Source organism: Novipirellula rosea (assembly GCF_039541335.1).
GTDB classification, from domain to species: Bacteria; Planctomycetota; Planctomycetia; order Pirellulales; family Pirellulaceae; genus Novipirellula; species Novipirellula rosea.
Genome location: NZ_BAABGA010000006.1, coordinates 338,788 through 353,898, shown reverse-complemented (window position 1 = coordinate 353,898; position 15,111 = coordinate 338,788). Strand labels below are relative to the sequence as shown.

Genomic DNA, 15,111 nt, shown 5'->3' with positions numbered 1-15,111 from the left:
CTCGTTGCCGGAGCTTGGTAAGTAAATGGAATAAGGGGACGTCCATTTGAAAATCAAAAAATGTGATGTCCTTTATTCGGCGGTCCATAGTGATAAGAGCGGCTCTCTGCCGATTGGGACACGCGAAATCGATTATTTCTATATTTTGCTGAACCACGACGACGTTTCTTTCTCGAACTAGCATTGAGCGATATTCGACAGATTCGAAAAAAACGTTTTCACGCCTCCCCTTGGTGTTTTCCATGCTATTCACTTGCGCACGAATCACCGGATTTTTGCTGTTGATCATTGCTTCGCTTCCTGCAGACGAACAACGTTTCGCAGACTCGGCGACGGAACAAACGATCACGCTCCTGCCACTGGGTGATTCAATCACCGAGGGAGGTGGAGGAGGGGGCGGCAATTATCGCCACGAATTGGATCGCTTACTGAAAGACGCGGGGCACTCGTTTGCCTTTGTTGGCCCTAAAACTGATGGCAAAGGACTTTCTCATGCTGGCTATTCTGGCTGGAACTCCAGCAAAATTCGTGATCAGATCGTTGGCGTCTACAAACAATATCCCGCCGACATTGTGTTGCTGCACATGGGGCATAACCACTTCAGCGAACATGATCCGGTACCGCTGATCATCTACAACACTAACGCGATCTTAGACACCATTTTTGGCATCAACCCAACCGCGACCATCTTAGTGGCCCGCGTCATTCCCGCGGGAAAATTGCCAAAATACAGCTACATCCCCAAGCTGAATCGACAACTCGCCCAGCTTTTTAAAGAGCGACAATCCAATCTCACTCATCGTGTATTTCTCGTCGATCAGGAAGCCGGTTTCGACTGGACCACTGACACGGTGGCGGACAAAGTGCATCCCAACGAAGCAGGAGCAATCAAAATGGCCGCCGTTTGGGCCGCCGCAATAAAAAAGGTGTCCGACACCTTAAAGTCAAGATAGGCAACATCAAATTGCCTAGGTCCCCAAAAAGGTGTCTGACACCTTTTTTAGATGCAGTACTCGATCGTGTCGGGGTTGGAAACGGCGACCGGTTCTTGATCCAGGATCGACTGCGCGACCAAGTAGGCTTGTTGACGCAGTTCGGGCACCGCAATGCTCTCCCACAATGTGCCCTTCAAAATTGGGCCGATCGCATGCAGGAACGGGACTGGAACATCATCGCTGTCCAGTACCGTGAAGTCATCGGTGACTGCGATTCCCATGTCCATGTCATCCGGTTTGGCTAAACCTCGATCAAACAGATTGCGATACAGCGGCAACGCGGAATCGGAAAATCGAGATTTGGGACCTGTGCAATTGATGACCAAGTCGCCTTCGATGCGTTTCGGCGATCCCTCGCGATCCACCATTTGAATCTCGATCCCATGTTCACCCGCCGCCAACGATTTAATTGTGGCCGCGGTGATGGTCAATTGACCACAATCAAGTGCATCGGTGATCGCGTCGTGGATCGGGCCGGCGATACGGTGGCGAATCACGTTCCAGTCCGCCGAGTACTTTTTCAAGAACAATGTCCGTTCATCGAGTGATAGGTCCTTCCATAACTGTTGCGTGCGACTTCGCAATTTGTCGACCGCGATCGCTGGGTTTTGGCTGGCGCCCCGCAGACGTTCACAATCCTGGCGAATCAATCGCACCAACTCTTTTAACGAACGTGTTTGCCCATCATCGGGGATCACTTGTGGCCACTCGATGCCACGGAAATGACGCTGCGGCAACATGCCATTTCGAGAGATCGCGGTCACCTTTCCGCACCACCCTTTGTTGCGAAGCGTGACGATCACATCGACCGCGGTCAGCCCGGTTCCCAGGATCACAATGTGCTTGTCGTCGCTGGGAAGATTCTCGTGCCAATCCTTCCAAGGGTTGCCGCAATAGCGTCGATCGTTGGCGAGCACGTTGGCTCCTGGCAAACCGGCCGGCGGTTGATTCCCCGTCGCCAACAAGATCGATTCGGCTTCGATCGGCTCACCGTTTTCCAACATCACCACGCCACCTTGGTTGCCGCCTGCCGCCAAACCACGCGGAACCACGTCCACAGCCGAATCCTCTACCACTTCGCACTGGACGCTGGATCGAGGATCCGCTGTACCCAGATAGTGAGCCGCTAAGCCACGAACATAGTCGCCAAAAATTCGCCGAGGTATGAACGTTTCGCGAAGGGTGTCGTCGTCGATCGCATCAAACTCGCTTCGTGAACGCAACCAGTCGAAAAAGTGCGATGGGTGATCTGGGAAAGCCGACATGTTTCTGGCTGCCACGTTCAGCAAATGCTCGCTGCGCGTCGTTCCGTATGCGGTCCCCCGGCCGAACGGACTTCCTGAGTTGATGATCACGACTCGCTGAGGTGTGCTGGCGAAGCGAGTAAGATTGACGGCGGCCAGCGTTCCGCTGAACCCGCCACCGATGATAGCCGTGGTTGGCATGGCGACAAACTTCTATGGAAAGGAGGGAAGGTGATACGTCCAAGGGGCACGCATCCCACTTACAGTTTTCAAAGAGGGGGGGACAGAAAACCAGTCTCTGTGGCAACGGGTTTAAACCACACACATCAGATCTTGATTCGCGAATATCTTATCGATAAAGTATTATTGCGTCAACTGATTTCGACCCTTCACCTTCCTTTACAAATCCCTCCCCTCAGGTTCCTTTTGATGAGCGACCTTTCCCGAGAACTCCACCGCTGTGAACCTTTCGCGAGCGTGGATCAAGAAGCCGTCGTGAGCTTGGTTCGCACGGGGGATCAACTCGACAATCACATGGCCCGATTCTTTCGCCAACACGACATGACGTTTTCGCAATACAATCTGCTTCGCATTTTGGATATGGAGGACCGTCCGTTGACGTGCAGCGAAATTGGCGAGCGTTTGGTCCAAGTCGTCCCGGCCGTCACTGCGCTGGTCGATCGTTTGCTAAAACGTGAACTCGTCACGCGAGAGCGAAGCGAAACCGATCGTCGGGCTGTTTATGTGACGATCACCAAGGAAGGCCGCAAGTTGGTCACACCGATCGTTGAACACCTACGCGAGCTCGAACGCGAAGTCATGAGCGATCTGAAACGCCGCGAACAAAAGGAATTGATTCGGTTGCTGCAGTTGGTCCGAACCAGCATGAACAAAGCGGTCGAACGTCGCGCCGTCGAATCGCTTTCTAGCTCCGCTCTGTAACTTCGTTTTTCTGTTCGTTCTTTCCCCCCTCCTCGTTTTCCCCGTCCTCGACTGTGTCTTGCATTCCGATTTTCCCACCCTCCTACCCCATGATTCCCACCGATGAACACTGAAGCATCCTCACCAAAATCCAGCGACAAGGAATCGATCGACGACGATTCCATCCTTGCCACGCCACCACCGCGACCGAGTCTGTGGAAGGACATGTCGACCAGCGAAGATTGGTGGGCGATTTGGTGTGCCGGTCTGTTGCTTCTTGTTGCCTTTGCCGCCGTTTGGTTCAGCCAAGGCGAGCACGCCAGCGAAAGTATCGTCGCCGGCGAATCGGTCAGTATCACCAGTCCGCTAAAACCCTACCTCGCGAAACCGGGCAAGTGGACCGACAACCCGATTGACGCCATCGCATCAAGTTGGCAAGGCATTCTCGGTGCCTTTGTGATCATCGGGGCGTTGTTTGCGGTTGCCAATCAGATGCGGGGTAAATCCGCGTCGGCTTTCTTGGCGGCTTTCCCGGTTGTGTTTTTGCTGGCGACGTTGGCGTATTGGATGTCGGGTCAAAGCGTCGTCAAAGCCTACAATCTCGAATATGCGTTGTGGGCTTTGTTAGTGGGACTGATCATCAGCAACACAGTCGGCACGCCGAAGTTTCTGCGTCCGGCGATCTCGACTGAGTTTTTCATTAAGACCGGCTTGGTACTGCTGGGGGCGGAAGTGCTGATGAGTCGCTTGTTGGCCTTGGGATTGCCCGGCGTGTTTGTCGCTTGGTTGGTCACGCCAGTCGTGTTGATCTCGACGTATGTGTTTGGCCAAAAGATTCTGAAGATCCAATCCAAATCGCTCAACATGGTGATCTCTGCGGACATGTCCGTCTGCGGTGTCTCGGCCGCGATCGCCACAGCGGCGGCATGCAAAGCCAAGAAAGAGGAATTGTCGCTGTCGATTGGTTTGTCATTGGGATTTACCGTCATCATGATGGCGGTGATGCCTGCGGTGATCACCGCCACCGGAATGGATCCCATCTTGGGAGGTGCGTGGCTGGGCGGAACGATTGATGCTACCGGGGCAGTGGCTGCCGCCGGTGCGGTGCTGGGCGACGAAGCACTCGAAGTCGCTGCGACGGTAAAGATGATCCAAAACATTCTGATCGGCGTGACCGCTTTCTGCGTGGCGATCTATTGGGTCACGTTTGTCGAACGAGATCCGACGGGTCCCAAGATCGGGCTCTCCGAAATCTGGTATCGTTTTCCCAAATTCGTGCTCGGCTTTGTCTCGATGTCGATCCTGTTTTCGGTGCTCTATTCCTCGTTGACGAATGGACCAGAACTGATCAACGCGATGATCGGCGGGTCGACCAAAACGCTTCGTGGTTGGCTCTTCTGTTTGGCGTTTGTCAGCATCGGATTGGAAACCAATTTCCGCCAACTGTTTCCACAACTCAAAGGCGGCAAACCTCTGGTTCTATATGTGTGCGGTCAATCGCTCAACTTGATTTTGACCTTGCTGATGGCTTGGTTGATGTTCAAGGTCATCTTTGCCGATGCGGTGACGCCATGACCCCACGTGGACGCGTTTACCGAGCGGCATCGCTGGCGGGATCGATCGCCGTGCTTTGGATCATTTGGTTGGTAATTTTGCCGGCGTATGCTCGCCAGCCAAAGATGCGTGACCATTTGCAGTGGCTGGACGATCAAGGTATCGACCCCAGCGCGATGTATTACACCGAGCTGGAGGTGATGGAGGATATTTTGGCGAAGCAGCGGCAAGCCGAGCTTCAGCACCACCCTCGGTAACCATTACTTTCAATCACCGTTTTAGGCTGAAAGAATCGTCATGAATAAATCAGTCCAAGGTAAAATCGCGATTGTCGGTCAAGGCTTGATGGGGCTGACATCCGCTCTGCGGCTATTGGAAGCTGGTTTTGCGGTGACGCTGTTTAGCAGGGAACCGTTTGAGCAAACCAATTCGATGTCGGCTGGCGCCTATTGGTGGCCGCACCGAACCTATCCCATGGACCGCGTCGCATCGTGGGCCAAAACCACGTACGACGAGTACGTCAAACAAAGCACCGATGCGGACTCGGGCGTCTTTTTCGAACAACACCTTCGTTTCTGTCTCGATCCCGACGACAGCGCGTACGTGCTCGACATCGTCGACCAATGGGAACGAGTCAACGGCGCCGATTATGGGGTGCCCTGTGCCGAAGCGTTCCGCGTCAGCGTGCCAGTGATCGATGTTCCCATCTTTATGACGCAATTGAAACAAGGTGTCGCCGCCGCCAACGCAGCGTTTATCACGCAAACGATTGAATCGCCCGATTCGTTGTTCCCCGAGTTTGATCTGGTCGTGAATTGTACGGGAGTCGGGGCTCGTGACTTTGCCCATGATAAAGATGTCTTTCCGATTCGTGGTCAAGTCGTCCGCGTTGCTCGTCCCGAGGGGCTTCGCCGATCCACGCGGATCTATCAAAAGGACGATCGATTCACACTGGTGCTGCCTCGCACCCACGACGTCATCCTCGGTGGGACGGCGCAAGAAGGGGATTGGGATCGCCACGAACGCACTACCGATACCGCGGCGATCCTTCGTCGCTGTGGTGAGCTTGTGCCGGAGATCAAGGACGCCAACGTGCTAGGAACCGCCGTCGGACTTCGTCCCGGTCGTCATGCCGTCCGGCTCGAGCTCGATACGACCACTTCGGGCCAACCCGTAGTGCATAACTATGGTCATGGTGGCGGCGGCTACACCGTCGCGTGGGGATGTGCCGCCGAAGTGGTGACGCTTGTGCGAAGCGTCTTGGCATAACCACGATCTTCGAGTCGAAAAGGTGTCCGACACATTTTTTTCCCGACACATTTTTTCGCGGGGGGAGGTCGTGTCGGCTATGATTCGGGTAGGGCTGATGAGCGAGTTGAATCTACCAACGAGGCCTTTCGATGGCGAAGATCAGCGATTTCGACGAATTGTTTTCGTTAATTGACGTCATCAAGGCGAAATCCGAAGGATGTGAAACGCTCGAGGCGGCAGGCTCGGCGGTCGTCGATGTCGTCTTTGGACAATTCCAGCAATCGCTCGTGTTGACCCGGATGTTTGCCACGCTGCCGTACGAGGCGTTGCCGGCGGATTATCAGCAATTCGTCGATAAGTTATCGAAGGATTCGGGGATCGCAGATCGGATCACCCCGCAAACTCCCATTTTGTCGCTGATCGCGTCCCGCGGAATTCAGCGTGCATGGAACGATCAGCGTCAATCCGAGGGACACCTTGGGATTCCCCTGGTTTCGGCCGATTTTGTCAGCCGGATCCCGATGATCGCCCGCTTATTGGCCGAGGTGGGACTCGAATTGGATTGGCTTCACGGTGATTCGTCCGCCCCAAATTCGTCAGGTCTAGAGATCAACACGCTCTCGAAGCTTTCTGGGGTGTTTTACGTCAGCGACGCGGCGACCGCGGTCGATCACGAGGGACGCAAAATCATCTCCGCTCAACCGTTCGTCCAGACCCACCAGGTAAAGTCCGTCTTTGGACTCGGAGGCGGATTTGCGATCAGCAAAACCTTTCTGACGCTGCTGTTCTTCTGCAACGAACGAGTCGACCGAGCAAAAGCGAGGCAATTTCTGCCGCTGATCAGCACCGTCAAAGCGGTCACGGCCAACGCGGTGGCCCACAAAAAGTTCTTTTCCTGAACTCGCCCTCCTCGTTCCACGTTGTCAACGCTTGTCGGGCAGGGCCCGCACCGCTACCTACTATTTTGGCCGTTTCCTCCGTGTCATCTTCCTCGAGCAACAACGATACAGGTGGCCTGGCGGTACGACTTTCAGAGCGTCTGAACCGCTGTTTCACCCCGCTTTTTGAAGCTTTCAAAACTATTTTTTTCGTGGATAATTTGTTCAATCCCGGATTGTCCTTTGTGCAGGCTTGTCATCTCGGTTTGTTTGTCCTTGCTTGGCTCTGTTTGCCTGTGTTGGTCTTTTACGCTGTTATCAACCATTTCCGCACGGTATTTTCACGCTTTTTCCACAGCCCTACCTAAAACGCAACCCTATTTGTATTAACAAGTTACGACTCTGTTTCCCTACTTACTAACACTTCCCAGGCTCGAATTAAGACTACGACGATTTATATATTCTTTAAACCTTTGAGAGGCACCCAGTGAATGTTCTGTTGTGGATTGGTTTCACCACTACACACATCCGCCCATGAACCGGTACAACATGGCTACGAAATCTTCTTTCTCTTTGTAAGTCCATGGTTCCATGAAGATCACTTGCCAACGCGAATCGCTCACCGCTGCTTTTGCTCTTGCCGCCAGCATTGCTCCGACCCGTTCGCCCAAAGAGATTCTTCAGAATGTGAAAGTGACCGCATCGGGTTCACGGATCACCTTGACCGCCACGGACTTGGACGTCGGGATTCGTTTGGATGTCGAAGAGGGGGTCGAAGTGGAGACCGAAGGCACCGCGTTATTGCCGGTCCAGCGGACAATGGCGATTCTGCGGGAAAGCAATGATGAAACGCTGACGATCGAAACCGACGAATCGGGTATTCGGATCACCGGCAGCCGCAGTAAATTCCGTCTTCCCGGCAGCAATCCTGACGAATTTCCCAGCGTCGCGGAGTTCAACGAAGATAAATACCACGTGCTACCCACCCGCTTGTTCCGTGAAATGGTTCGCCGAACGGTATTCGCCACGGACGCCGAAAGTAGCCGATACGCTCTCGGCGGGGTGCTGCTTGAAATGGAAGGCACCTCGGTGATCGCAGTCGGTACCGATGGTCGCCGCTTGGCCAAGATGGAAGGCACTGGTGAACCCCAGGGTGGCCACCAAACGACCGGAACCAGCACGATCGTTCCAACCCGAGCCATCCAGTTGATGGAACGTGCCGTCAGCGACAAAGACGATACCGTCGACGTCGCGGCCCGTTCAAACGATTTGTTGATTCGCACCCCACGAGCGGTCATCTATTCGCGACTGGTCGAAGGCCGTTACCCGAATTGGCGACAAGTGTTTCCAAAACGAGAATCAGCGGAACAGATCGACATGGCGGTCGGCCCTTTGTTCGCCGCCCTTCGCCAAGCAGCGATTGTGACCGATCACGAGAGCCGAGGGATCGATTTCACCTTTGGCGATGGCACGCTGAAACTCGAAGCCAGCACAGCCGACATCGGGGAATCCCAGATCGAATTGCCGATTCCTTATGATGCCGAAACGATCACGTTGACGATGGACCATCGTTACGTCGCCGACTTTTGCAAGGTGTTGGATAACGAAACGAATTTCGTGATGGAAATCGAGTCGTCATCCAAACCTGCACTGCTAACCACCGATGATGGTTTCAGTTATGTGATCATGCCAATGGCCCGCGACCGTTAACGATTATCGGGGCGGAGCGACGTCGTGCAACGATGCACCTTTCTCGGGACTGATCACCAGGATGGCAAATCGGGTCGCACCTTTGGCATCATCCGCACTGACGCTGGCGTAATCAAACCGGCCGCGTGAATCGGTGTAACCGTCCTTGTAAAAGCGGACGTCCCCATCAGGATACTTTGCGTAGACCTTCACATACGCAGTATCGATAGGATGATGAGATCTGGCATCACTGGCTTGCAGTTGGCCGTAGCTTTCGGACACATAGGTCGTCATCTCACCACCAAAGTAGAGAGCCGTATTTCGCGATGCTCCCGCGACCACCTCGACTAACAACGTTTGTCGACGGCGGTTTTCGTCCAGATCATAACGGGCCACTCCATTGGCTTGATCAAAATCGAGCGTCTCACTTCGCATCGGTTTGACCATCGCCATTCGCTGCAGGTCCTCGCGAACAAACGGAGCCTTGCTAAACAGCAACTCCAGATCGACACCGTACAGATTCAGCGTCGCGGATTTGGTTTGACGATGATCGATCCGCAACGAGTCGCCTTCGATCCGCACCATCACTTCGGGTTGCTGTTCCGCAGCGGATTCCTGTTGTCGCTCGCGATCCAGTACCGCTAGATCGCCGCTGCCCTGCTCAATCGCCTTAGGCTCACCGCTGGCGGGATCTTTCGATACCAGTTGCTCGCTGATCAGCAGATCACGACGCTGTCGCAGCTGGTCCGAAAGTTCGCTAAAGCGGGACTGCCAACGTGGTACCGATTCCTTGCTGCGGTTGCTGGCGATCTGTTCAGCCCGATCATATTGCCCCTGATGCATGGCTAAATAGGCGTCCATGTAATCATATTGCAACAGGGTCGCGATCGAATCGCGTTTGATTTTGGTAAACGTCTCGATCGCTTCTTCGATCCTGTTTTGGATCAACAGATAGTAGGTCAAGGCAAGCCGTTCGTTTTGCGGGATCTCGTTTTGGAAACCCAGCACGCGAACAAAGTCACGATATTGATCGAGGAACGTCGAGTTGAGAATCTCATTCTCTGCTCCCAGACGATGAATACGAGCCCGCACGAGCGGAGCGTACTCGAGCATTTCGAGGAACCGTCGCTCGATCGCATCGACGCGCAACAGTGGGCTGTCGAATTCGGGTCCAACGCGTTCAACCAAATCTTCTGAAAGTGACAAGTAGGTACGAATCGCGGGTTCGTCACGGTACTTTAACGAATAAGCCCAAAGTTCCGATTCGGGGATATTGGCACTACGTAGCACCTTGATGACTGCCTGATACACGTCTTGCTGCTGCATCCGATGAGCGACCAACATCCAGTCGATATTGCGAAGATTCGCAGTCGCCAAGAAATCACTGATCTCGGCCGCGGAACCACTGCGAGCGACTTTGTCCCATGTCACGGTGGTCAATTCCGTCGGCTGATCGACGACGTTGAACGAGCGAGTTCGTGCACGGGCCAGCAATTCACCGTCGCTTGCGACCGTCGCAGGATAGTGGGGGAAATCGCCAGCGGCAGGAAAGTAAAACTGGTACTCAATCGCTTGGACCGCAAACGGAGCGAGCGTGAGCGTCTTGCTGTCGGTCACTTGGCTACCGCTCAGCGGCAGACTGCCCTCGGGAATTTGCCAGAACACATCGACGATTTGTTGGTCGCCGGTGGGATTGGAAATCACGGTTTGGCCTTTGTAAGCCACGCCCGTTAAAAACTCTTTGGGTTCTTCGGATCGGCGATTCTGGGTCGGCGGCAGAGCGTTGGCCGCAGAGAACCGTTGTCCCACCAAAATGCTGCTGCTATTGTCGTCGTTAACCTTCAGCGTACGCAATCGCTTCATCACCACAGCAACCGGATGTTCCGGAGCATAAGGCTGGCCTTCTTCGCTGGGTAAACTGATATCGCCCGCCTTCAGCGGCAGCCCACACATCGCAAGTGCCACCAAAGCCGCGTGCCGGTTATTTACCGGATACAGCAAGTGCGAGGATACGGATGGATTGCTGCTGTCCGACAGAGCCAAGTCGGCCCAAAACGGATCGACGTCAATTAGACTATCAGGAAACGGTTCGTCGACGATGCGAACTTGATCCCACTGGCTCTCGGCCCACTGTTTTGTCGAGTCGAGGTCACGAAAGAAAGCGAATTCGGCGGCGCCCGAGCGACGCGAAAATCGATTCAAGGCACGACCAGCGTCTTTGCCCAGCTCGCTCTGTTTCTTAAGTGATTCAATCTCTTTGAGGTCCAACGATCGTTTCTTTCGAGCCGGGCGAGCCCCAGACTTGTCGCTGCGTGGCATGGCTCCGCCGCCAAACCCAAAGCCACCGCCTCCCATGCCACCGCCGCCCATTCCGCTCCCGCCAAATTCTTCGGACTCCGCGATGGCTCCAAACATCATGTCGCTGGCAACATCATCGAACATGACGTTGGCTTTTAGCGCACTCTCGATATTGATGCGAACCTGTTGATAATCGGTATCCTGCAGATCCACCCACTCTTTCAATTCACGTCGGACTTGTTCACGAACCTCCGGCACCCGAATCGCCAACAGTGCTCGCTCGGCGTAATTCAGCTGGTTGTACTTCCACAGATCGGTGTACGGTTTCAGATCATCCTCGAGTAGCCAGTGATCGACAAACTGTTTTTCTTTTTTGTTTTCGAGATAAGGCTTGATGATATCGGCAAAGAAGGCGGGATCATGGGCCCGCAAAAATAGATGCAGCTCGTGACTCGCCAGTCGCGAGTAGGCTTCCAGCTTTGCAGCTTTATCAAGCTGATCCCATGCCGCCAGCTCGTCGAACTCATCAAACCGAGGGTCATGAACCAAGGTCCGATACAGTTTCAACAACGCACCGACACTTCCATAGACTTGCAGTTGAGCCGAACCGAGCTGCTGAAAATCGAGCGGTTTCTCTTTGGAAACGATCGTCACGGCTCGCTCAAACGAGACCGCTTTCTCAGCCTCGATGGCCTTAGCAAGTCGCAAGTCGATCGTTTCGATATCGTCCAGCGGAGCGGTCACGGTTCGCTGGATCACCGTCGAAGGTTCGCTGATGACGATTTGCAATAGCGGCAGCCCGTCGATTACTTTGGCGGGCACCGTGACTAGCCCGTTAGCATCGGGCCGCAAATTGGTGATCGTGACGCCACAATCCGCCAAAAAGTCGTAGTCGGACGTGGGGGTCTCGGAGTCTTCAGCTAATCGATCCGCCTCGGCTTTCATCCGCGACAGATCATTTTGTGAGGCACTCGCCCTCGGTTCCTCGCCCTCGGTCGCCGTTTGGCTGGTGTTGCTCGTTTCTTCGGTCTCCCACGGATTTAGAATCACACTGGGCTGAGGCAACATCACACCAGGATACTTCGCGGCGTAACGCCGACGCAGCACGTATTGGTATTCATCGCCAAGTCGCAGATCGCTGATGTAACCACATTGGGGAAGCGAAACACTTCGTCCTCGCAGTGCGGGCGACGGCAAGTGCAGCGGATTCGCTGGACTTTCCACGTCAAAATAACGAGTCGCAATCACGTGCACGCGAGCCAAGTCGGTTTGTCCCGACAACTGGATTCGCAAGCCCTCGTCGTCACGCACAATCGACGCCACGCCGAGTGGGACGACAGGGGAGACTTCGCGATGACGAATCTTTCCAACAGCGACATCGTCGATCACAGGCCCATCAACGACCGCGATCGCGGTTTGTACCGCAGTATCACGGTCAATCAAACGATAATCGCCGGCATCCAACTTTTTGATGCGAAGCAATCCTTGGTCAATCACCAATTCGCTACTCAAATCGGTGTCGTTGGCACCCGCACGAAGTCGGATCAAGCGATAACGATCCGAGACGGGATCGGGACTAACAACCACAGGCAATTCGATGCCAATCTCGGTCGTGGTGTGAACGGTGTTGGGCCAAAAAACTTCGTCAAGCTTCAAGTCACGAGTATGACGAGGTCCCGATCCGGCAGCGAAACTAATTTGCTTGACGTAAGGCAGTGATGACAATCGCACCCGGCCATTATCATCGGTTTGTAACGTTTGATTGATCTGAGAACCTTTTACACGGGTCGACAGCGAGATCGAGACGGTCGCCCCCGCAATCGCTTCGCCAGATCGGCCGCGAACTTCGATCACATACTCGTCACCATCACGCGTCAGGAATGCATCGTGTGTCGAATTGGTTTTCCGAATCGTGGCGATTTGCCAGTGCTGAGTCGTGCGAAGCCGGCGCCACCGGTTCGTCGACAACGAGCGGATTTTGCCACTCAAGGACGCTTGAACCTGTAATAGTCGAGCGGGCACGCGAAACGGCACCACCAAATCGCCCTGCGAATTTAATTTGATGTCGTCGATCGTTTTGGTTGTCGTGATCCCATCCAGATCGATCGCCTCGATCTGGACACTGACATCGGTCAACACCGAAGGATCGAGTGGGGTGTCCCCCATCGCAATACGAGGACGAATCAACAGCGAGCTACTGTCACCTGATTGCACTTGAGAGCGATCGAGGTGCATCCCAGCGGTCAAAACGTAATCTTCGACAAAGTGTGAAAACTTGACTTTTTCGGCCAATTCACCATCGGTAACGATCGCATCGCGGTGAGTGACATCAGACACCGGTGGCAACGTAATCGAACCTGAATCGTCCGCCAAAAATTCGCGTCCTCCGACGATCATGCGGGCTTTGGCGATCGGTTTGCGATTTTCGTCAATAATGGTGAATTTCATTCCATCGGCGGTGATCGCGTCGACGTGGTGCAGTTCACCGCGGCGAATCATCGCCCGAGCACGGACTCCTTTGCCCACCAAATCCACCACCCAGACGCCTCGACCACGGATCTCGTCGAGTTCCAAAAATTCACGATGACGCTGCACCGCAGGTTGGGTGTATGTGAGTTTTCGCTCGTGCGTGGCGACCAAACCATCGAGATCAATGTCGGTATCAAGCCGCTCTTTGTGTGTTCGCAGGAAGGCGAGTGAGTTGATTTCATAGATACGAAGCACAAGCTCGTCGACGTTTTTGACGTCCACGATCAATTGCGCCGGATCATCACTCGCGAATCGCGGTTTGTTTTGCGGAGCGAGTCGCAGTTGGACCGAGTCGCGAATCGCTTGCCGCTCGGCAGGCGACAACAAACGATACCATTGTTCTTCGTCGCCAATACCGAACATCAATTTCGTTTCGGCAAACACGCGGCGAAGGTAATCAGGCTGGATCAGTTCCGCGAACGCATCGGAGTTGTCCGCGTCTTTTAAGAAATGTTCGAGGTAGACGCGGACCAGCGAAACTTCGTCACCAATCGGCGGCAACAGTGCCATCGGCATAAAGTTTTCACCCAAGTTTGCTTTCGTCGCAGGACGTTTTGCCCATTCCGGGTGCACGATCGGGCTTTGTCGCGGCAGTGCGAGGTAACGCAAAAAGAGGTCGCGATCATAAACGCCGGCTGCCAAGTTGGCCTCGAGCAAGCGAAACGTTGCCGACGCTTTTAACGAGTTGTAACTTGGCGGCAGCGAGCGAACATACGCTTCGACTCGTTTCAGATAGGCGAGTCGCTGGTCGGGTTGCTGCGACAAGTCGACGTCGTCGCTCGGACGCAGTCGCAACAGTTTCGCGGAAACAAACGAGTTATCGTCGGCGATTTCGGGGACAGCCGAGGCAACGCGATCGAGTTCGGCGAGGGTCAACACTTGATGAGCAGCCAAGTCGCCAAAGCGAACATCTTGTTTACGTCGCGATTGCAGTTCGCGGATCACCAGTTCGTCAAGGTTTTCGATCGTGGCATGATCGACTCGGGCGAGAAAGTCATGCAGATTCAACTTCAGACCGGCGGTTTCGCCAGCTCGATACATTTCCGCTAAACGTCGCATCCCGATCGGCTGCAACGTGTCATCCTGTTGCACAGCCTCTTTGACCAGACGATCGAGGTCCAACAGCGCGACATTGAATTGGCTCGGGTAGCGTCGCTCGCCTTTGACCGGCGGCGCAGGATGGTGCAATTGGACGCCAAGTCGTTTGACCAAATGATCAATCGTTCGCTCGGGCGTTTGCGAATAGGTCAGCAACCGTTGGCGGTCGATCATGCCGCGAATGACCGCCGTTTCTCGACCTTTGTTTTCTGCCAACCACTCGTTCAGAATCACCTCGGCGCGGTCCAATTGGCCCGACGTTTGGTAATGCAGACAGTGATAGAAGTAATAATCATCACTGCCCGGAATCAGCTCTTCGAGAAACGCCTCGCGATCGTCTGACAAAGCGTACCGTTCCATGATGCCGATGGGTTCAGCCATTACATTTCCTATGGCGAGTGAAAAGACGAGAACGAAGCCGAGTAGGGCTCGATGAGGCAAAATCGCAAGCATGAGACGAAAATCCAGATGCAGAGTAGATGGGCTAAGCCATTATAGATCGCCGAAACGGCATAGTTACAACGAATCATCGAGACGTTTTATTAGAGCGAAAACGCCGGATTTGAGATAAAACCCAGGAAAAACAGCGGCGGTGTGCCCTATGAAGCGGACGAGAGGCGAAGCCTGGGCGGCGGAATCGTTGGACTTTTCAGT

Annotated in this window: 10 protein-coding genes; 7 read left to right on the top strand and 3 right to left on the bottom strand. The window is 54.2% G+C overall.

The window, feature by feature from the left end:
* The first annotated feature begins 242 nt into the window (after positions 1-242).
* Positions 243-953, top strand: coding sequence for a GDSL-type esterase/lipase family protein (locus ABD971_RS01935; RefSeq protein WP_345318872.1), 711 nt, complete (start codon positions 243-245; stop codon positions 951-953).
* 47 nt (positions 954-1,000) lie between these two features.
* On the opposite strand, the gene ABD971_RS01930 is transcribed toward ABD971_RS01935, so the two are convergent.
* Complete coding sequence (locus tag ABD971_RS01930) at positions 1,001-2,440, bottom strand: FAD/NAD(P)-binding protein (protein WP_345318871.1); 1,440 nt, start codon at positions 2,438-2,440, stop codon at positions 1,001-1,003.
* A 228-nt stretch (positions 2,441-2,668) separates the two neighbouring features.
* Between ABD971_RS01930 and ABD971_RS01925 the strand changes: the two genes are divergently transcribed.
* The 5 genes from ABD971_RS01925 to ABD971_RS01905 all read left to right on the top strand — a co-directional run bounded on the left by ABD971_RS01925 (position 2,669) and on the right by ABD971_RS01905 (position 6,864).
* On the top strand, positions 2,669-3,181 hold the full coding sequence (locus ABD971_RS01925) for a MarR family winged helix-turn-helix transcriptional regulator (RefSeq protein WP_345318869.1): 513 nt from the start codon (positions 2,669-2,671) through the stop codon (positions 3,179-3,181).
* Between the two features lie 102 nt (positions 3,182-3,283).
* The gene (locus ABD971_RS01920; RefSeq protein ID WP_345318867.1) at positions 3,284-4,735 is read left to right on the top strand and encodes a YeiH family protein; all 1,452 of its coding nucleotides are present in this window, start codon (positions 3,284-3,286) and stop codon (positions 4,733-4,735) included.
* The gene (locus ABD971_RS01915) at positions 4,732-4,971 is read left to right on the top strand and encodes a hypothetical protein (RefSeq protein WP_339942321.1); all 240 of its coding nucleotides are present in this window, start codon (positions 4,732-4,734) and stop codon (positions 4,969-4,971) included. The genes ABD971_RS01920 and ABD971_RS01915 overlap by 4 nt, the downstream gene beginning before the upstream one ends.
* A gap of 40 nt (positions 4,972-5,011) precedes the next feature.
* Positions 5,012-5,983: an NAD(P)/FAD-dependent oxidoreductase gene (locus ABD971_RS01910; RefSeq protein ID WP_345318865.1), complete on the top strand. Its 972-nt coding sequence runs from the start codon at positions 5,012-5,014 to the stop codon at positions 5,981-5,983.
* A 131-nt stretch (positions 5,984-6,114) separates the two neighbouring features.
* Positions 6,115-6,864, top strand: coding sequence for a hypothetical protein (locus ABD971_RS01905; RefSeq protein WP_345318863.1), 750 nt, complete (start codon positions 6,115-6,117; stop codon positions 6,862-6,864).
* Between the two features lie 131 nt (positions 6,865-6,995).
* On the opposite strand, the gene ABD971_RS01900 is transcribed toward ABD971_RS01905, so the two are convergent.
* Positions 6,996-7,169, bottom strand: a complete 174-nt coding sequence (locus ABD971_RS01900) for a hypothetical protein (protein ID WP_345318861.1) — start codon at positions 7,167-7,169, stop codon at positions 6,996-6,998.
* Positions 7,170-7,434: 265 nt separating this feature from the next.
* On the opposite strand from ABD971_RS01900, the gene dnaN reads away from it, so the two are divergent.
* Entirely contained in the window at positions 7,435-8,553 is a 1,119-nt protein-coding gene (gene dnaN, locus ABD971_RS01895; protein WP_339942317.1) for a DNA polymerase III subunit beta, read from the top strand.
* A gap of 3 nt (positions 8,554-8,556) precedes the next feature.
* Here the strand turns inward: dnaN and ABD971_RS01890 are convergent, their stop codons facing one another.
* Positions 8,557-14,838 (bottom strand): carboxypeptidase-like regulatory domain-containing protein, encoded by a 6,282-nt coding sequence (locus ABD971_RS01890; protein ID WP_345318858.1) that lies wholly within the window; start codon positions 14,836-14,838, stop codon positions 8,557-8,559.
* Between the last annotated feature and the right edge of the window lie 273 nt (positions 14,839-15,111).